We start from the raw sequence: 19,332 nt of genomic DNA on the forward strand, positions 1-19,332 counted from the left end.
CGGGGGGTGTCGGCGGGCGCGGGGGCCGTCGTCCGCGTCGTCGTCCCTGCGCCATCGACCGCGCCGTCCCCGGGCTGCTTTCCCTGGGCCGTCGGCCAGCCTTACGCCGTACCGATGACACAGAACCCGCCGAGCTGGGTACGTACGATCGTATGACGCCGACCGCGACCTACCGGCTCCAGCTCCAGCCGGACTTCCCCTTCTCGGCCGCAGAGAGAGCGGTGCCGTATCTCGCCGCGCTCGGGGTATCCCATCTCCATCTGTCGCCGGTCCTGGAGGCCGTACCGGGCTCCGCCCACGGCTATGACGTGGTCGACCACTCCGCCGTACGGGCCGAGCTGGGCGGTGAGGAGGGACTGCGCCGGCTGGCCCGTACCGCCGGGGAGCACGGCCTCGGGCTCGTCCTCGACATCGTGCCCAACCACATGGCCGCCGCCCCCGTCCACAACCGGGCCCTGTGGGAGGTGCTGCGCGAGGGCCGGGACTCGCCGTACGCCCGCTGGTTCGACATCGACTGGGACGCGGGCGACGGCAAGCTGATGCTGCCGGTGCTGCCGGCCCCGCTCGGGGACGAACTGGACGCGCTGCGCGTGGAGGGCGGTGAGCTGCGCCACGGCGACGCGCGCTATCCGCTGGCGCCCGGCACCGAGCGGCTCCCGCTGCCCGGTCTGCTCGACGCGCAGCACTACCGGCTCGCCTGGTGGCGGCTGGCCCGCACCGAACTGAACTACCGGCGCTTCTTCACCATCTCCGAGCTGATCGGGGTACGGGTCGAGGACCCGGAGGTGTTCGCAGCCACCCACGCCAAGATCCTCGAACTGGTACGGGACGGGGTCGTCGAGGGCCTGCGCGTCGACCACCCGGACGGGCTCGCCGACCCGGAGGAGTATCTGCGCCGGCTCAACGAGGCGACCGCCGCGACCGGCCGGAGCTGCTGGACGGTGGTGGAGAAGATCCTCACCGACGACGAGACGCTGCCCGCCGGCTGGCCGGTCGCCGGCACCACCGGCTACGACGCGCTGCGCCATGTCGACGGACTCTTCACGGACCCGGCGGGCGCCGCCGTGCTGGAGCGGCACTACCGCGATGTCGTGGGGCCCGTCGGGGACCGGGGCGGCTACTGGGAGGGGACGGTCCGGCGCGCCGCCTACAAGGTGGTCCTCCATGAACTGGCCGCCGAGACCTCCTTCCTGGTCCGTACGGCGCGGCGGATCTGCGCCGCCGACCCCGCGCTGCGCGACCACGCCCCCTGGGCCCTGCGTACGGCGGTCCAGGAGCTGCTCGTACGGGTCCCCGTCTACCGCCCCTATGTGACGGCGGGCGGGCCCTGCCCGGAGGCGGCGGAGGCCGCGGTCCCCGAGGAGGCGGCCCGCCAGGCGAAGGCCGCGTTCACGGTGGAGCGGGAGGCGACGGCCGTGGACGTGGTGCGGGAGCTGGCGCTCGGCAGGCTCGGTACGGGCCCGGACCACGCGGCCTTCTGTGTGCGCTTCGCCCAGACCGCGTCCGCGCTGCGCGCCAAATCCGTCGAGGACACGGCCTTCTACCGCTATGTGCCGCTGATCTCGGCGAACGAGGTGGGCGGCGATCCGGGGCACCCCGCCGTGAGCCCGGAGCGGTTCCACGCGTACTGCGCGCGGCTGGCGCGCGACTGGCCCACCACCGGCACCGTACTGACCACGCACGACACCAAGCGCAGCGCGGATGTACGGGCCGGGATCGCCGTGCTGTCCGAGTGCCCCCGGCGCTGGTCCGCGCTGCTGGAGAGGGTCACGGGCGAGACCGGGGTGGCGGCGCCGGATCCCCAGGTGGCCTGGCAGGCCTGGCAGACGGCGGTCGGTTTCACCCCGGCCGACGGGGAGACCGGGGCCGCGGACCTTCCCGACGGCTCACGGATGGTGCCCGCGCTGCTGAAGTCCGTACGGGAGGCGGGGCTGCACACGAGCTGGACGGAGCCCGATCCGCTCTACGAACAGGCGGTGACGGCCTTTGTCGAGGCGGGTCCCGCGGGTCCCGCGCGCAAGACGGTCGCGGAGTTCCGGCGCTCGCTCGGCCCGTATGTACGGGCCGGAGCGCTGGGCGCGGCGCTGGTGCAGCTCACCATGCCGGGGGTGCCCGACCTCTACCAGGGCACGGAGCGCGAGTATGTGGCGCTGGTGGACCCGGACAACCGGCGGCCGTTCAGGACCGGGCCGCCGGACGAGCGGACGGTGGTGACGACGGCCGCGCTGCGGCTGCGCCGCGAGCGGCCCCGGGTCTTCGGCGAGTCGGGGACGTATGCCCCGCTGCTCGCGGCCGGCCCGGCGGCGGACCACTGTCTGGCCTTCTGCCGCTCGGGCGAGGTGGTCACGGCCGTCACGCGCCTGGCGCTCGGGCTGGCGGAGTCGGGGGGCTGGGCCGGTACGGAGCTGACGCTGCCGGAGGGCCGCTGGACGGATCTGCTCGCCTCGCCAGGACGGGAGTTCGAGGGCGGCGGTCCGGTCGATCTGGCCGTGCTCTTCGCGGACCGACCCGTGGCCCTGATCGCGCGGCGGCCCTGACGGCCCTCGGGCCGGCCCCGGGCCTGGGGCGCACGCCGGGTCAGCGCCGGGCCTGGGGCGTCCGGGCCCGCCCCGGGCCTGGGGCGCGCGCCGGGCTGCCCCGGACGCGATGCGGGCGTCCGGCCCCCGGCCGTAGGGCGCGCTCGTCACGGCCCCGGGCGCTCGTCCCCCGCCCCGGGGCCCTCGTCAGGCGTACGGCTGTGCGGCGCGCAGCAGCTCCGCGAAGGCGGCCGCCGCGCCCGTCAGCTCCACCCGGGAGAACACCGTCAGCGGGCGCCGCCAGTCCGGGTCCACCCGCAGGATCACACAGTCCTCGCCGACCGCTCCCCGGACGACATGGGACGGCGCGGTGACGATGCCGACGCCCGCCGCGGCCATCCGGACGGCCGTCGAGGTGTGCTCGGTTCTGACGGCCGTACGGGGGGTGAATCCCGCCCCGGCGCAGGCCCAGTCCAGAAAGTCCTGGCCCTCGACGACCGGTTCCATGGCACAGCGCACCCACATACGGTCGGACAGCTCCGCCAGCGTCACCGACGTACGGCCCGCGAGCCGGTCGTCGAAGGGGACCACGAGGACGATCTCCTCCTCGCCGACCGTGACGACCGGTCCCGGCCAGTTCCGGGGCGGCGGTCCGACCGCGAGGTCCGCGGTGCCGCGTTCGACCTGCTCCTCCAGCGCCTCGGTGGTCGCGTACTCATGGAGGAAGAGCGCCACCTCGGGATGGGCCCGCCGCCAGGCCGCGAAGACCTCGGGGAGCACACCGACCGCCACCCCGTGCAGGGCGGCGACATGCAGCTCACCGCCCTCGGCCCCGGCCGCGGCACGGGCCGCGCGGCGGGCCTGGGCGGCGCTGCGGACGGCCAGCTCGGCGTGCGGCAGGAAGGCGCGTCCCATCGGGGTCAGCCGCACCCCGCGCGGCAGCCGTTCGAGCAGCGGCCCTCCCACCCCCCGTTCCAGTGCCTTGATCTGGTGCGACAGGGCGGACTGGGTGACATGGAGCAGCTCGGAGGCGCGGGTGAAGGACGACTCCTCGACGACCGTGAGGAAGTACTCCATCTGCCGCAGGCTCATCCTTCCGGCCCTCCGATCCCGCCGGCGTGGTGTCCGGCTGCCGTGCGCACGCGTACCCCATGAATGATGTTCATCAGAACCACATAAACATTGCCTTGGACTCATGGCAAGCGCCGGACGGAGGGTGGAGCCATGACACTTTCCGAAGCCGATGTGATCGTGATCGGCGGTGGCACCGGCGGTTACTCCACCGCGCTGCGCGCCGCCGCGCTGGGTCTGCGGGTCGTCCTCGCGGAGCGCGACCGGGTGGGCGGCACCTGTCTGCACCGCGGCTGCGTCCCCAGCAAGGCGATGCTGCACGCGGCCGAACTGGTCGACGGCATCGCCGAGGCCCGGGAACGCTGGGGCGTGGCCTCGACGCTCGACTCGATCGACTGGCCCGCGCTGGTCGCCACCCGGGACGACATCGTCTCCCGCAACCACCGCGGGGTCGTGGACCACTTGGCGCACGCGGGCGTCGAAGTGGCGTACGGGAGCGCGCGGTTGACCGGCCCTCGCTCGGTGGTCGTCGAGGGGTACGGGGAGGTCCGCGCCCGGCGGGGGATCGTCCTGGCGACCGGTTCGCGGCCCCGTACCCTCCCCGGTCTCGTGCCCGACGGACGCCGTGTGGTCACCAGCGACGACGCCCTGTTCGCGCCCGGACTGCCGGGCTCCGTACTGGTGTTGGGCGGGGGCGCGATCGGCGTGGAGTACGCCTCGTTCCACCGTTCCCTGGGCGCGGAGGTCACCCTCGTGGAGGCCGCGGACCGGCTCGTACCGCTGGAGGACCCCGAGGTGAGCCGGCATCTGACCCGGGGTCTGAAGAGGCGCGGAGTCGATGTGCGGGCGGGGGCACGACTGGTGGAGACGGAACTGGTCACGGACGGGGTGCGGGCGACCGTACGCACCGCGCGCGGCGAGATCCGTACGGTCGAGGCCGAACGGCTGCTGGTCGCGGTGGGCCGGGCGCCGGTGACCGACGGGCTCGGGCTGGCGGCGGCCGGGCTCACCGCGGACGAGCGCGGTCATGTGGCCCCCGCGGACTGGTCGAGGCTGGAGACGGCCGTGCCCGGGATCCATGTGGTGGGGGATCTGCTGCCGCCGCCGTCCCTGGGACTGGCCCACGCGTCCTTCGCGGAGGGCCTGTTGGTGGCCGAGACCCTGGCCGGGCTGGCCACGGCGCCGGTGGACTACGCGGCGGTGCCGAGGGTGACGTACTCCAGTCCGCAGACCGCCGCCGTGGGACTGACGGAGGAGGAGGCGCGCAACCGCGGCCACGAGGTGACCGTCAACACGATGCCGCTGACGGCCGTCGCCAAGGGGATGGTGCACGGGCGGGGCGGCATGGTGAAGGTCGTCGCGGAACGGGGCGGCCGGGTCCTCGGGGTCCATCTCGTCGGACCGCAGGTCTCCGAGATGATCGCCGAGAGCCAGCTCATCGTGGGCTGGGACGCGGAACCCTCCGATGTGGCACGGCACATCCACGCGCATCCGACACTGTCGGAAGCGGTCGGGGAGACATTCCTGAGCCTCGCGGGCCGGGGGCTGCACCAGCGCTAGCCCCCCCGTCCGACACATTCCGCCGGGGCCGCGAGGGCCGCCGGGGGCCTCGGGGGGGCTTCGGGGGGGCGGTCCTCGGGGAGGTGCGGTCCTCGGGAGGGGCCGTGCTCAGTCCGAGGCCAGCCGGAAGCTCATCTGCCCGAAGCTCACCAGGTCCCCGTCATGGACGACGGCCGTCACGGTCACCCGCCGTCCGTTGACGGTCGTGCCGTTGGTCGAGCCCAGATCGCGCAGCACCCACACCCCGCCCTGCATGCTCAGTTCGGCGTGCAGCCGCGAGACCGTGTCATGGCTGAGCCGCAGTCCGTTCATCGGGTCGCGGCCGATCCGGAGCGGATACGGTCCCGGCTGGGGCAGCAGCAGCTTCGGCAGCCGCTCGGCCTGCCAGGCCCTGCGCAGCCGTACGGAGAACGCCGACACCCGGCTCACCGTGCCGAACAGCCGCCGTGACCAAGGGCTTTCGATCTCCAGATCCGCCGTGAGCAGCTTCAGCTCGTCGGCCCTCCGAGCGGCCAGCGCGAGATCCATCCGGCGCAGAAAGGTGTCGTGCGACAGCATGCCCTGCGCCGCGCCCTCCCTGAGCACCGCGAGCACACGGTCGCGCTCGGCGTCGGAGAGCCGCGCGGGATACGTGTGGAACTCGAAGGAGGACGTCACACGTGTGATTGTCCGACGGAGGGCCCTGGGGTGTCCAGACGGAACGGGCCCACCCCGCCGCACCGTTACGCCCGCCGTTACGTCCGTTACGAGCCGCGGACCGGACGGACCTGACGGACCTGATGGACCGGACGGACCTGATGGCGGGGACGCTCCTGTCCCGCACGCCGTCTCTCGCACCACCGCCCCCTTCCGTCCGGTTCCGCTCCCGCCGCCGACCCCCCTCTCTCCGCTCCCGCCCGTGGCGGCGGGCGGGGGTCCTCACGGCCTCCACCGAGGCTCCACCGCACCTCCACCCGAATCGTCCCGATCGCCGGGCCCCCGGCCCCCACTCTTGCGACCATGGGAGGGACAGCCGACAGCGCGGCGCCGAGGGCAGGACCTGGCGAGGGGCCGGGGCGGCAGGCCCGACGACAAGGGGGAACCCTCGTGCGGTTCGAGGTATGGGCACCACTGGCGAAGGAACGGGTCGTACTCCACCTGGAGGACACCGGCCTGCCCATGGACCGGGACCCGGAGCGGGACGGCTGGTGGACCGCCGAGGCGCCGGCCGCCGACGGCGCACGGTACGGCTTCGCGCTCGACGGCGGCCCCGTACTGCCCGATCCACGCTCCCGTCGCCAGCCGGACGGCCCCGACGGCACGAGCGCCGTCGTCGACCACGCGGCGTACGAGTGGCGCACCCCGTGGCAGGGCCGCGGGCTGCCCGGCGCGGTCCTGTACGAGCTGCACCTCGGCACCTTCACCCGCGAGGGCACCCTCGACGCGGCGGCGGCCCAGTTGGCGCCGCTGGCCGAGCTGGGCATCACGCATGTCGAGCTGATGCCGGTGTGCCCGTTCCCCGGCACCCATGGCTGGGGGTACGAGGGGGTGTCGCTGTGGGCGGTCCACGAGCCCTACGGCGGCCCCGCGGCGCTCAAGCGCTTCGTCGACACGGCGCACGGTCTGGGCCTCGGGGTCGTGCTCGACGTGGTGCACAACCATCTCGGTCCCTCCGGCAACCATCTGCCGCGCTTCGGCCCGTACTTCACCGAGACGCACCACACGCCCTGGGGCGCCGCGGTCAATCTCGACGCCCCCGGGTCCGACGAGGTGCGGGCGTATCTCCTGGGCAGCGCGCTGGCCTGGCTGCGGGACTTCCGGCTCGACGGGCTGCGGCTCGACGCCGTGCACGCGCTGGCCGACCACCGCGCGCTGACGTTTCTCGAAGAGCTGTCGACCGCCGTGGACGCGCTCTCCGCCGATCTGGGCCGCCCGCTCTTCCTGATCGCCGAGTCCGACCTCGGCGACCCCCGTACCACCACGCCGCGCGCCGAGGGCGGCCTCGGTGTGCACGCCCAGTGGAACGACGACTTCCACCATGCCCTGCACACCGCGCTCACCGGTGAATCCCAGGGCTACTACGCCGACTTCGCCCGTGAGCCGCTCGCCGCGCTCGACAGGACGCTCACCCGGGTCTTCTTCCACGACGGTACGTATTCGAGCTTCCGGGGCCGGACCCACGGCCGACCGGTCGACCGTACGAGAACACCGGCGCACCGCTTCCTCTGTTACGCCCAGACCCATGACCAGATCGGCAACCGGGCGCTCGGCGACCGGCTCTCCGCCACCCTCTCCCCCGGGCTGCTGGCCTGCGCCGCGCTGGTCGTCCTGACCGCTCCCGGTACCCCGATGCTCTTCATGGGCGAGGAGTGGGGCGCCACCACGCCCTGGCAGTTCTTCACCGACCATCCCGACCCGGTGCTCGCCGAGGCCGTACGGACGGGCCGGCGCCGGGAGTTCGCGGCGCACGGCTGGGCGGCGGAGGAGATCCCCGATCCCCAGGATCGGGCCACCCGGGAGCGCTCCTGCCTGGACCGTTCCGAGACCGGGAAGGAGCCGCACGCGCGGCTGCTGGCCTGGTACCGCGAACTGATCGCCCTGCGCCACGGCCAGCCGGACCTCTCCGATCCGGATCTGGCCGGGACGAAGGTGGCGTTCGACGAGGAGGCGCGCTGGCTCGCCTACCGCAGGGGCGAGCTGCGGATCGCGGTCAATCTCTCCGGCGAGCCGGTGCGGATCCCGCTGGGCGGCCTGCGGCCCCGGGGCGAGGCCGGGCGGGTCCTGGCCGCCTGGGAGCCGGTCGGCCCGCCGGACGGGAACGGTGTGCTGCACCTGCCGCCCGAGTCCGGTGTCGTCCTGTCCGGGGGATGACACGAGGCGCGGGCGCGACACGTCCCACGCGCGGGCGCGAGCCGCGCGTGAGACACGGGGGGCACGCGCGGGCACGGGGTTCAGTGCCCTTCCGGTGGCTCCCGTTCCACCAGGCGTTCCAGCAGGCCCTGGAAGTCCTCGCCGACGACGATCCGCAGCCCCTCGCCGTCCTCGTCCTCGTCGCTGAGCTGGGTGAGTGTGCCGCCCCGCCACCAGTAGACGTACGGGCTGATGGCCCCCGGTGTGTCCTCGTACCCGGAGGCGGCGAAGGAGGCCATGGAGTTCAGGGACGGGATCATGGTGCTGTCGCGGATGACATGGAAGGCGAGCTGATGGCGGAAGGGCATCGCGACCAGCGCGCCTTCCGGGGGGATCGGCCGGCCCGTGACCTGTTCCACGACCGTCTCCAGGGCCAGCACCCGGCTCGCCGTGTAGAACGAGTCGCCGAGGACCACCTCGAACCGGGTCCCGTCGGAGTCCTTGACGGTCTCACGGCCCTCGACCGGCAGTCCGCGGAGGTTGCGCAGCGCCCGCTCGCGCAGTTGCCGGGTCTCGCCCAGGGGCTCCAGCGCGTCGTCCGTGAGCATCATGACGCTCTCGGGAAGGTCGAGCGCGAGCACTTCGTAGAGCCCCGGGGCGACGGACCGCGCGTAACCGAAGGTCTGCGGGTCGAGACCGTCCTGACTGATCACGCGGGGGTAGAGCTGGGCGCGGATCTGCTCGGCGGGCAGCGTGTCCAGGGCGGAGGGGGCGTCCATGGTGCGCAGCACCATCCCGACGTGCCGCCGAACCAGTTCGCCCCAGATACGGGGGCCGCGGTCGTCGTTGTGGCAGACGGCCGCGAGATTGCCCAGTCCGAACTGGCGTCCCGCGCTGTCCGTCACCATGTCCGCGTAGAGCGTGACCTCCAGCCCTCGCTCGGCGAAGGCCTCCCGGACCTGGCCGCGGAACCGCGCGGCCTCGTCGACCGAGAAGAAGGAGAAGGCGGGGTCCCTCGGCGTCGTCTCGCGACTGTCACGCCTGGGCCCTCGTCGGAACAGCCCCACACCATCGCCTCCGCTCATGTCCGGCCGGGCCCGGCCGATCGCCGCCACACCGGTGATCGCCGTATCTCCGATGCTAGTCCGAGAGGGGGACGACGAGATCGGCGCGGTCCCTGCCACGCTCCACGAGCCGGGCGTTGGCCTCGTCGGACTCCCTGACCCAGCGCTCCGCGTACGCCCGCTCCTTGCCGTGGCGGACATGCCGGTCCACGAGCCGGCCGACCCGCACCCCGGGGTCGAGTTCCAGGAACCACACCTCGTCGAGGAGCGTACGGACCGGGGCCCAGGGACCGGTGTCGTGCAGCAGATAGTTCCCCTCGGTGATGACGAGGGGGATCTCGGGTCCGACCGCGATGCTGCCCGCCACCGGCTCCTCCAGGGAGCGGTCGAAGGCGGGCGCGTAGACGACGGTGCCCGGCTCGGGGGCGCGCAGCCGGGCGAGCAGGGCGGCGTAGCCGGTGGCGTCGAAGGTGTCGGGCGCGCCCTTGCGGCCGGCCCGGCCGAGCCGGTTCAGCTCGGTCTGGGCGAGATGGAATCCGTCCATCGGAACGAGTGCGGCGAGTCCGCCGAGGCGGTCCACCAGGGTGGCGGCGAGGGTGGACTTGCCCGCGCCGGGCGGCCCGGCGATGCCGAGGACCCGGCGGTGGCCGGGGGGTCTGCGGCCGACGGCGGCAGGGGCGGGCCGGCGGGCGGGGTCCCCGGAGGGGTCGGCGAAGGGATCGGAGGTCGGGTCGCCCGGGGCGGCGGGAAGGTCGGCGGCGAGGGCGAGCCGACGGGCACGGGCGGTCAGTCCGGCGATCTGCTGCGCATCCATGGTGGGCATTGTTCCATCTTGCCCGGCCGATAGTCATACGTATAACGTCCGCTTCATGCCCTTCATCGCGCTCATCACCCTGGTCGTGGACGACTACGACCAGGCCCTCGCCTTCTACACCGGCGCCCTCGGCTTCGACCTGGTCGAGGACACCGACCGGGGCGACGGCTCCCGCTGGGTCGTGGTCCGGCCCCCGGGTTCCGAGGGCACCGGTCTGCTGCTGGCCCGCGCCAAGGACGACGTCCAGCGGGCGAGCGTCGGCGCGCAGACGGGCGGCCGGGTCGGCTTCTTCCTCCACACCGAGGACTTCGCGCGCGACCATGCCCGGATGCGGGCCGCGGGGGTCCGCTTCGTACAGGAGCCACGCCAGGAGCCGTACGGCACGGTCGCGGTCTTCGAGGACCTCTACGGCAACCTCTGGGACCTGCTCCAGCCCGCCTAGCGGTGTCCGGGCGGGCAGCACCGAGGCCGCCGCGCGCCGATCCGCAGCGGGCCGATCAGTGGCGGGCCGCGCGCCCCGCGAGGGCATCCGATCGGCCCCAGGGCCACCGGACCGCACGCTCGTCCCGGGACCGAGTGGTGCCGGGCCGCGTCGCGCCGGTACGGTCGGGCGCGAGAATCGAGGCGGCGCACTGCCGGCTCCCTCACTCGCGCGGCCGCCTCCCGGGCGGCCGGGCCGCGTCCGTGCGTCTCGAAGGACCCTCCCCCGCTCACCTGGTGGTTCGCTGACATGACGACCGTCATCCGCCCCCGCTGTTCCGGCCGCGCCCCGATTGGGCGGCCGCACGGGCCCGTTCCCGTACACAGACGGGCCCGGCAGGGCGAACAGGGCACGCCGGGACCGGAAGGGGCCGGCGCATGAGCCTGGCCCAGCTTCACTTCGTCTCCGACGCTCCGGGCCCGGACGGATCCGGCTCACGGCTCACGGCGGTCACGCCCGGCGTCCCCGAGCCGGTGCTCAGGGAGGCCGGGCAGCTCATCGGGTACGAGGCGCCCCGCGACGCGCCGCCGCATCCGACGACCGCCGAACTCGCCGCTTTCCCCCGGACGTTGAGCCACAGCGTGCTCTCCGACGGCAGCCGGCTGCTGGCCTGGACGGTCGGTACGGGCGCCGGCCCCGGCGGTGACCGCGACGGGTTCCACGCCCATGCCCTGCGTCTGCCCGCGGGCGCCACGCTCTCCGCCGGGACCCCGCCCATCAGCGCCTGGGACTCACCGCAGTGGGCGGCCGGCACCCCGGACGGTGCCGAGCTCAAACCCCTGGAGCGGCTGCCCTCCTCACGGAGTTTCGAACGGCGCGAGCTGCTGTCGTTCGCCGCCTCCCGCGCCCCGTATCTCACGGGGTTCTTCGCCGCGCTGCGGGGCCTCGCCGAGGAGGAGTCGGCCCCGCGGCTCGTCCTCGTGGAGCGGGACAGCGCCGATGTGGCGCGGTGGATCGCGCTGGCCAGTACCGTTCTGCCGCGCGAGAGCGCCCACCGGCTGACCTTCACCACCTACACCCGCCGTCCCGGACAGGCCCGGCAGCAGATCATCGGTGTCCTGCCCGACGACGCGGGGGACCTGACCGGCCAGGACTCCCGCTACCGCGTACTCGACTGCACGGGCCGGCAGCCGTCCGCGCCCGACGGCCGGGGCGCGCCCGTCGTGGACGCCTGGGCCGAGATCGCCGCCCATGTCTGGCTGGGCCGGGCCCCCGAGCTGTTCACGCAGGCGGTGACGCTGCCGGGCGCCCTGTTCACCCCGGGCCCGCTCGCCGTGGCCGCGCTCTGCGCGGGGATAGCCCCGGGCGCCAACGGCCGTACGGCGGCGGCCGCCTGGGCCTACGAGCACGCGAACGCGCTGGACGGTCAGCGGCTCCAGCAGCTCGTCGAATCCCTGAGCGCGCCCGCCGAGGACCGGAGCCCCACCGAAACGACCGCGCTGGCGCGGCTGTTCACGGTGCTCGACGGCAGGGCCCCCGCCGCCACGACCGCACCGCTGGCCGCCCTCGTACTGACCGAGGCCGTCCGTACCCCCGCCGCCGGGCTCGAACTCCCCGCACCGCGTGTCGCGTCGCTCCCCGAGGACCTCAAGCGGCGTCTCGCCGCCGAGCTGGGCCCCGAGCTGCGCGAGGGCATCGCGGGCGGCGCCGGCGGTGACGCCTCGCGGAGCACCTCACGGCCGGTGGAGCTGCTGCGGGTGGCGGAACCGCTCGGCGTGGACTGTACGGATCTGCTGCCCGGCCTCGCCCGGCGGCTGGCCCGCGCGCTGGCCGCCGACCCGGTCTCCGCGTACACCCCCGCGGTACGGGCCGCGCTGGACGAGCACTTCGATCTGCGCACCACACTGCTCAGCGAGCTCGACGCGCTCGCCGCGGACGATCCGCCCGCCGCCGCCCGGCTGCTCGGCCGTATCGCCCTGCCCCTCACGGATGTTCAGGTCATACCGCATCTGCGGATGTGCGCGGAGATGTCGGGTGCCCCGGCAGCGGGGGCGGGGGCAGGGGCGGCGGCGGTGTTCCCGGCGTCGGCCGAGGAAGCGGAGGACCGCGACCGGATCACCCTCCTGCGCTCGGTGCTTCGGGCCTGCGGTGTCTCCCCGTTCGCCGATCCGCTCGTCCTGCGCACCGCCGTACGCCTCGTGTGGGACGGCGGCGCGCCGACCCCCGGCGAGGCCCGGCTCCTGCTGGCGGAGACCGGCTCGGACGCCCACCGGACCGCGGGAACCTGGCACACCCTCGTCAGGGCCGCGCTCGAAGGGCCTGGCGACAGCCCCGATTCGCCCGGTCTCGCCCACGATCTGCTGCGCTGCTTCCCGGAGGCGCTGGAGCCGCGCGTACGGGGAGCCCTCCAGCTTCTCGAATACGCGGGGGAGCTCGCGGCGGGCCGGGCCGGACCGGGCTGGACCGACCGGACGCTCGCCCTGCGCGCCGTGGCGGAGCCGGTCGAACCCGGTGTGCTGGAGCGGGCGTTCGGCGCCCTCTGCCGTCAACTGATCTCCGAGGAGCGGCCGGAGGGAGAGCTGTACGCGCTGGTCCACAGCGGCGACGCGGACCTCACCGCCGCGTACCGCAGGGCCGCCCACGACGGCTCCGTCCAGGAACGGCTGCGTGCCGTACCGGCGTTCGCGGCCCACTGCTACACCACCTGGACCGCGCTCCCCGGCGCCAACAAGAGCTGGGACCAGACCCGCACGACGCTGCTCGACAAAGTGCTGCGCCCGGCCGTGCGGTCCCTGCCCGCCGAGGACGTCGCCGCCGTCGAACGCTGTCTGGAACGCACGGGGGGCCGCAAGGCGGAGGAGTTCAGGACCTGGAACCGGCCGAGCGCCCTGAGCAGGCTGGGCCTGCGCTTCGGCGGCCGCTCCCGCTCCCCCGCCCAGGACACCCCGCGCGGCGACGAGCCGGGCCCGCCGCCGGGCCCTTCACGGTCCGGCTGACGGGGCACCTTCGCCGTCGGCCTGTCGTACGGGGCCGAGGGCGCCGGGGACAGTGGCGTCAGTCGCTGTCCCCTCCGGCGGCGAAACGACGGGCTTCGAGCCGGCCCGCGTAGCGTTCCTTGCGGTTGCGGGCCCGGTTCATCTCCCCCCACTCCTTGCCGGCGGCGCGGCCGTTCGGTCCCGAGCAGCAGGTTTCGCCGAAGTGGGAGTGTGCCCACCGGCAGCGTGTGCCGGCGTCCTCCCGCGTCGGGTTCGGCGGCAGGTCGCAGTCGCCGTGACGGTGATCGTGGACCGGCCGGGGGTCGTGCTCCGCACAGCGCACCCACAACGGCTTCGTCCTGTCCGTACCGGACATCTCGTTCCTTCCGGAACCGCCGCCCCTACCCCCGGGCCTTCCGGGCGGGCGGCTGGGTTCGCCACCTCATGGCGAACACGCTCCTTCCTCGTCCGGGGCACCGGCCGGGCGGCATCCGGCACCCCCTCGTGATCCGGTCAGCGGGACATACGGTGGTCAGTGCAGTGGCCGGGCCGGTGGTCAGGCCCGTGCCGGGCCGGCGGGGCGTCGGCGGGCCAGAGCCCGCCGCGCCTCCAGGGCCGGCACGTCTCAGCTCTCGTCGGCGGTCAGCCGGAGCGAGATCGAGTTGATGCAGTACCGCTGGTCCGTGGGGGTCGGATAGCCCTCACCCTCGAACACATGGCCGAGGTGCGAGCCGCAGCGCGCGCAGCGCACCTCCACCCGGACCATGCCGTGGGAGCGGTCCTCGATCAGTTCGACCGCGTCCGTGTCCTTCGGATCGTAGAAGGACGGCCAGCCGCAGTGCGACTCGAATTTCGTGTCGGAGCGGAACAGCTCCGCGCCGCACGCGCGGCAGGAGTAGACACCGGCCGTCTTCGTGTCCGTGTACTCGCCGATGAAGGCGGGCTCGGTGCCGGCCTTGCGGAGCACCTGGTACTCCGCGGGGGACAGCTCCGCGCGCCACTGCTCGTCCGGCTTGTCGATGTCGTACGACATGCGCTCTCCTCAGTCGGTCAGACGGGCCAGGATGAGCGGACCGAGGTCCGTGACATCTCCGGCGCCCATGGTGAGAACGAGATCACCGGGTCCGGCCATTCCCGCCACCGCGTCCGCGACCGCGTTCTTGTCGGGCACGGCCTTGACCAGGGCGCCCGCCGCCTCGGCCGCGTCGGTGATCAGCGCGCTGGTGACACCGGGGATCGGGTCCTCACGGGCCGGATAGATGTCCAGGACCAGCGAGGCGTCGGCGAGGGCGAGTGCCTGGCCCATCTCGGTGGCCAGCTCCTGCGTACGGGAGAAGAGGTGCGGCTGGAAGACGACCAGCAGCCGGGAGCCGGGAGCCGCGGCGGCCCGCATCGCCTCCAGGTCGGCGGTCATCTCGGTGGGGTGGTGCGCGTACGAGTCGATCACCTGGACGCCCGCGGCCTCGCCCTTGAGCTGGAGGCGGCGCTTGACACCGGTGTACTTGCCGAGGGCCGAGGCCAGATTGTGCGCGGGAACGCCCAGCGCGACCCCGGCGGCCAGGGCGGCGACCGCGTTGAGCGCGTAGTGCCGGCCGGGGACCGAGACCGTGAAGGTCAGCGGCCGGCCGCCCAGCAGAACGGTGACCTCGCTGGTCAGCCCGCGTGCGGTGATCCTGTGGACCCGTACGTCCGCCGTCCCGGCCTCACCGTAGGTGACGACCCGGAGCGGGGAAGGACCGGTCGCCGGCCCGTCCTCCGCCTGCCCCGCGTCCGTCGCCGCGTCGCCCGTCGCCCTGTCGCCCGTCGGCCCGCCGCCCGTCGCCCCGTCGCCCGCGGAACGGCCGCGGATCCGCGAGGTCAGCTCGACGGCGCCCGGCTGGTCGGCGGAGATCACCAGGGTGCCGCCCGGGACGATCTTGTCGGCGAACGCCTCGAAGGACTCGTAGATCTCTTCCATCGAGGCGTAGTTGGCGTGGTGGTCCAGCTCGACATTGAGGACGATCGCGACCTCGGGGTCGTACTTCTGGAAGCTCCGGTCGCTCTCGTCCGCCTCGGCCACGAAGATCTCGCCCTCGCCGTGGCGGGCGTTCGTGCCCGGCCCCGCGAGGTCGCCGCCGATCGCGTACGACGGGTCGAGGCCCAGCTCGGTGAGGGCCACCGCCAGCATGGACGTCGTGGTCGTCTTGCCGTGGGTGCCCGCGACGGCGATCGGCCGCAGGCCCCTCATCAGCGAGGCCAGCGCGTCCGAGCGGTGCACCACGGGTACGGACAGCTCGGCGGCCCGCGTCAGCTCGGGGTTGCCCGCCCGGATGGCGCTGGAGACGACCACGCACGAGGCGTCCTCCGCGAGATGCGCCGCGGCGTGGCCGATGTGCACGGTGGCGCCCAGGGCCCGCAGCGCCTCCGCGGTCTCCGACTCCTTGGCGTCACTGCCCGCGACCTTGGCCCCGCGCTGGGCGAGGATCTTCGCGATCCCCGACATTCCGGCGCCGCCGATACCGATGAAGTGCGGTCGTTCCATGTCGGCGGGGACAGCGGGGGCCGGTGCCATACGTGTCTCTCCCAGAGTGCGAGCGGGGCCGTTACGGGCGGCGGGTGGTGTCGGCCGGAACCGGCGCCGGTCGATCACCGGCGCCGGTCGATCACAGGTCTGATCGCACGGCGTCCTGCCACCTGCCGCCCCAGCCTATTCGCTGTGGGCGAAGAGTTTGAGCACCGGGACGCCGACCTTGTGCCGGGCCCGGGACGCCCAGTCCCGGTGGAAGAACTCCTCCACGTAGTGCGGCTCGGTCAGCACGATGACCTCGTCGGCGCCCGACCGCTCCACGACCGCCTTCAGATGGTCGAGGGGGTGTTCCTCGACGACCTGGCCCGTGGCCGCCGAGCCCTGGCCGCGCAGCGCGGCCAGGGACGCCTGGAGCGCCAGTTCCGCGGGCTGTCTGGCCTGCTCGCCCTCCGGTGTGTCGCCTTCCCGGGCGGCGTCCCTCAGCTCGCCGAGCGCGACGTCGTCGATGGCGCGCAGCAGGATGTCCGCCTGGTCGCCGCGGGGCTGCATGAGCACGACGAAGGTGACCGGCTCGTCGCCATGCAGGGTGGTGACGAATTCCACGTCCTCGGGCGTCAGGGGCTTCTCGATCATCAGTACGCTTGTGAACACGACGGGCCCTTCGTCTTCTGGGCCGTCCGGCCCGCTGCTGAAACCATCCTTCCCCGTGCCCGCACGGGGGACCGCGAAAGTAGTCTGCCCAGCGGAGACTAACCGGAACGGCGAATTCCGCTGATTGTCAGACGCGGCGGTACCGGGTGAAGAGGTATCCGTCCTGCTCCAGCAGCGATACGAGAGCGAAGCGTTCCGGCACCCCGGGGCCCGGACCCCCCGCGATGCGCTGCGCGTACCCCGCCGTCAGCGTCGGAGACACCGTCAGGCACAACTCGTCCAGAACTCCGGCCGCCACGAACTGTCCCAGCAGCCGTGGCCCGCCCTCGGTGAGCAGCCGGACGAAGCCGCGTGCGGCCAGGGCCCGTACGAGACGGGCGGGGTCCGCGCCCGGCCCCTCCCCGGCGATCAGCACCTCCACGCCCGCCTTCTCGGCGGCGCGGATCCGGGCCGCCGGCGCCCCGGCGCCGGTCACCAGCAGGGTCGGCACCGTCGGTTCGCTGAACAGCGGCAGCGAGAAGTCGAGGTCCAGACCGGCGCTGACCACCGCGATGGCCGGGGCGGGGCCCTGACCGGCCGCCGCGCGGCGCGCGGCGAAGCCCTCCCGGGCGCGGGCCGGCCGGTACTCCTCAAGACGAACCGTTTCCGCGCCCACCACCACCGCGTCCGCGAGTCCGCGCAGCGCGCCGAAGATCCGCATGTCGGCGGCGGAGGAGATGGTCTGCGAGCGGCCGTCGTGCTGGGCGGCGCCGTCGAGGGTGGAGACCATATTGGCGCGGAGCCAGGGCCTGGCCCCGGCCGCGGACCCCGCCGCGGGCCCCGTCACTCCGGTGGCCGCCGCCGCTCCTGTCACCGCTTGCGGCAGCGCGAGGGCTTCCGTCACCGCCGGGGGGTACGCGTAGGCGTCCGCCAGTTCGTCGAGCGTCCACTCACGGTCGACGGCCGGCGCGGGGGCCGGCCCCGCGGCGCGCCTCGTCGCCGCGTCCCCGGTGGGCTCCCCGGCGGAGAGTGTCTGATCGGTCACAGGGAACAGGCGTCGCATGCGTAGCAGTCTGGCACGGCGCATAGAGTGAAGAGTTGTGTCGTACTCCACCGCCGCCTCCGGCCAACGGTCGGTCACCGAAGCGGCCCCGGTCGCCCTCTGCGCGCGTGAGCCGCGTGTCCCCGCCGACCGTCTGGTCGCGGACATGGTGCCGCCGCCGCGCTTCGACTCCGTACGTTTCGACACGTACGTACCGGACCCCGGTCAGCCCAGCCAGTCCCAGGCCGTCGCGGCGCTGAGCGCGTTCGCCGCGGGACTCGGCGGGGCGCACGGGCCCGGCGGAAGCGGACCGGGGCGCGGATCCGGGTCCGGCCTGCGACGCTGGTTCGCCAAGAAACCGGCCGCGCCCACCGGCCCGCGCGGGGTCTATCTGGACGGCGGTTACGGTGTCGGCAAGACCCATCTGCTGGCGTCCCTCTGGCACGCGACCCCCGCCCCGGCGGAAGAGAAAGCTTTCGGCACCTTTGTCGAGCTGACGAACCTCGTCGGCGCGCTGGGCTTCCAGCAGACGGTGCAGACCCTCGGCGGCCACCGGCTTCTCTGTATCGACGAATTCGAACTGGACGATCCCGGCGACACCGTCCTGATCTCCAGCCTGCTCCGCCGGCTGGTCGAGGCGGGCGTGGCACTGGCCGCGACCTCCAACACCCTGCCCGGCAAGCTCGGCGAGGGCCGGTTCGCCGCCGCCGACTTCCTGCGGGAGATCCAGGGTCTGGCCGCGCGGTTCCGCCCGCTGCGCATCGACGGCGAGGACTACCGCCACCGCGGACTGCCCGAGGCGCCCGCTCCGTACACCGACGAACAGGTGACCGGCGCCGCCTATGCCACCGAGGGCGCCAGCCTGGACGACTTCCCCGGGCTGCTCGACCATCTCGCCAGGGTCCATCCGAGCCGGTACGGAGCGCTCATGGACGGCGTACGGGCGGTCTGTCTCACGGATGTCGGGCCCGTCCCCGACCAGTCGACGGCGCTGCGGCTCGTCGTCCTCGCCGACCGGCTGTACGACCGGGAGATCCCGGTGCTCGCCTCCGGCCTCCCCTTCGACCGGCTGTTCGGCGAAGAGATGCTGAACGGCGGCTACCGGAAGAAATACTTCCGGGCCATCTCCCGGCTGACGGCACTGGCACGGGACGCCAAGGGGCTCGTGCCCCAATAGGCTCGGTGCCGCGGCAGGCCGTGTGCGCCCAGCGGGGCGAGGAGGCCGGCCGCACAGAAAGCCGTGACGGGCGGTCGCGCGCCACGGCGACCGCTTCATCACATCCGTCCGACATCACATCCGTACTACCCAGAACCAAGCAGAAGGGTTCCACCATGGCCACCACGCGCCAGGCGCACACGGTCTGGGAGGGCAACCTCCTCCAGGGCAAGGGCACCGTCTCCTTCGACTCCTCCGGTATCCCCGCCCAGGAGGTCTCCTGGCCCTCCCGCGCGGAGACGGCGAACGGGAAGACCAGCCCGGAGGAGCTGATCGCGGCCGCCCATTCGAGCTGCTTCTCGATGGCGCTCTCGAACGGACTCGCCAAGGGCGGCACCCCGCCGACCAAGCTGACCACGCAGGCCGATGTCACCTTCCAGCCCGGCACCGGCATCACCGGTATCCACCTCACCGTCGAGGGTGACGTGCCCGGACTGGACGAGGCCGCCTTCGTCAAGGCCGCCGAGGACGCCAAGGCGAACTGCCCGGTCAGCCAGGCGCTCACGGGCACGACCATCACGCTGAGCGCGTCGCTCGCCTCCTGACGCGGTCCCGGATCCGGTCTCCGGATCCGGTCTCCGGCCGGGGGGGGGGGGGCCGGGCCCCCCCCCCCGCCCGGCGCGCCCCCCGGGGGGGGGGGGCCCGGGGCGCCCCCCCCCCCCCCCCGGGGGGGGGCGGGCGGGCGGGG

16 protein-coding genes are annotated in these 19,332 nt (G+C 73.8%); 7 read left to right on the forward strand and 9 right to left on the reverse strand.

Going from position 1 to position 19,332, the window contains the following annotated elements:
* Positions 1-152 precede the first annotated feature (152 nt).
* Positions 153-2,537, forward strand: a complete 2,385-nt coding sequence (gene treY / locus ACFYYH_RS23165; RefSeq protein WP_388554134.1) for a malto-oligosyltrehalose synthase — start codon at positions 153-155, stop codon at positions 2,535-2,537.
* Between the two features lie 186 nt (positions 2,538-2,723).
* Here treY and ACFYYH_RS23170 read toward each other — a convergent pair whose 3' ends face one another.
* Entirely contained in the window at positions 2,724-3,608 is an 885-nt protein-coding gene (locus ACFYYH_RS23170; RefSeq protein WP_388554136.1) for a LysR family transcriptional regulator, read from the reverse strand.
* A 132-nt stretch (positions 3,609-3,740) separates the two neighbouring features.
* Between ACFYYH_RS23170 and lpdA the strand changes: the two genes are divergently transcribed.
* On the forward strand, positions 3,741-5,147 hold the full coding sequence (gene lpdA, locus ACFYYH_RS23175) for a dihydrolipoyl dehydrogenase (protein ID WP_388554139.1): 1,407 nt from the start codon (positions 3,741-3,743) through the stop codon (positions 5,145-5,147).
* 108 nt (positions 5,148-5,255) lie between these two features.
* Here the strand turns inward: lpdA and ACFYYH_RS23180 are convergent, their stop codons facing one another.
* Entirely contained in the window at positions 5,256-5,804 is a 549-nt protein-coding gene (locus ACFYYH_RS23180; protein WP_388554141.1) for an FHA domain-containing protein, read from the reverse strand.
* 429 nt (positions 5,805-6,233) lie between these two features.
* On the opposite strand from ACFYYH_RS23180, the gene treZ reads away from it, so the two are divergent.
* Positions 6,234-7,997, forward strand: coding sequence for a malto-oligosyltrehalose trehalohydrolase (treZ, locus tag ACFYYH_RS23185; RefSeq protein ID WP_388554143.1), 1,764 nt, complete (start codon positions 6,234-6,236; stop codon positions 7,995-7,997).
* 80 nt (positions 7,998-8,077) lie between these two features.
* Here treZ and ACFYYH_RS23190 read toward each other — a convergent pair whose 3' ends face one another.
* Positions 8,078-9,043: a hypothetical protein gene (locus ACFYYH_RS23190; RefSeq protein ID WP_388554146.1), complete on the reverse strand. Its 966-nt coding sequence runs from the start codon at positions 9,041-9,043 to the stop codon at positions 8,078-8,080.
* A 73-nt stretch (positions 9,044-9,116) separates the two neighbouring features.
* Positions 9,117-9,854 carry a nucleoside/nucleotide kinase family protein gene (locus tag ACFYYH_RS23195; protein ID WP_388554148.1) on the reverse strand — a complete coding sequence of 246 codons (738 nt, stop codon included), beginning with the start codon at positions 9,852-9,854 and terminating at the stop codon, positions 9,117-9,119.
* A gap of 55 nt (positions 9,855-9,909) precedes the next feature.
* Between ACFYYH_RS23195 and ACFYYH_RS23200 the strand changes: the two genes are divergently transcribed.
* A complete protein-coding gene (locus ACFYYH_RS23200; RefSeq protein WP_388554151.1) occupies positions 9,910-10,296 on the forward strand; it encodes a VOC family protein in 387 nt (128 codons plus the stop codon).
* A 416-nt stretch (positions 10,297-10,712) separates the two neighbouring features.
* Entirely contained in the window at positions 10,713-13,271 is a 2,559-nt protein-coding gene (locus tag ACFYYH_RS23205) for a GTPase-associated protein 1-related protein (RefSeq protein WP_388554153.1), read from the forward strand.
* Positions 13,272-13,329: 58 nt separating this feature from the next.
* Here the strand turns inward: ACFYYH_RS23205 and ACFYYH_RS23210 are convergent, their stop codons facing one another.
* The 5 genes from ACFYYH_RS23210 to ACFYYH_RS23230 form a co-directional block, all read right to left on the reverse strand.
* Complete coding sequence (locus ACFYYH_RS23210; RefSeq protein WP_388554156.1) at positions 13,330-13,626, reverse strand: hypothetical protein; 297 nt, start codon at positions 13,624-13,626, stop codon at positions 13,330-13,332.
* Between the two features lie 249 nt (positions 13,627-13,875).
* Complete coding sequence (gene msrB, locus ACFYYH_RS23215) at positions 13,876-14,283, reverse strand: peptide-methionine (R)-S-oxide reductase MsrB (RefSeq protein ID WP_388554159.1); 408 nt, start codon at positions 14,281-14,283, stop codon at positions 13,876-13,878.
* A 9-nt stretch (positions 14,284-14,292) separates the two neighbouring features.
* Positions 14,293-15,801 (reverse strand): UDP-N-acetylmuramate--L-alanine ligase, encoded by a 1,509-nt coding sequence (gene murC, locus ACFYYH_RS23220; RefSeq protein ID WP_388554162.1) that lies wholly within the window; start codon positions 15,799-15,801, stop codon positions 14,293-14,295.
* Positions 15,802-15,936: 135 nt separating this feature from the next.
* On the reverse strand, positions 15,937-16,407 hold the full coding sequence (locus ACFYYH_RS23225; RefSeq protein WP_388554165.1) for an indole-3-glycerol phosphate synthase: 471 nt from the start codon (positions 16,405-16,407) through the stop codon (positions 15,937-15,939).
* Between the two features lie 127 nt (positions 16,408-16,534).
* Positions 16,535-17,449 (reverse strand): pyrimidine reductase family protein, encoded by a 915-nt coding sequence (locus ACFYYH_RS23230; RefSeq protein ID WP_388554167.1) that lies wholly within the window; start codon positions 17,447-17,449, stop codon positions 16,535-16,537.
* 37 nt (positions 17,450-17,486) lie between these two features.
* On the opposite strand from ACFYYH_RS23230, the gene zapE reads away from it, so the two are divergent.
* A complete protein-coding gene (zapE, locus tag ACFYYH_RS23235; RefSeq protein ID WP_388554169.1) occupies positions 17,487-18,605 on the forward strand; it encodes a cell division protein ZapE in 1,119 nt (372 codons plus the stop codon).
* Positions 18,606-18,760: 155 nt separating this feature from the next.
* Entirely contained in the window at positions 18,761-19,189 is a 429-nt protein-coding gene (locus ACFYYH_RS23240) for an OsmC family protein (RefSeq protein WP_388554171.1), read from the forward strand.
* The last annotated feature ends 143 nt before the right edge of the window (positions 19,190-19,332 follow it).

This window comes from Streptomyces sp. NPDC002018 (genome assembly GCF_042890865.1).
Lineage (GTDB): Bacteria > Actinomycetota > Actinomycetes > Streptomycetales > Streptomycetaceae > Streptomyces.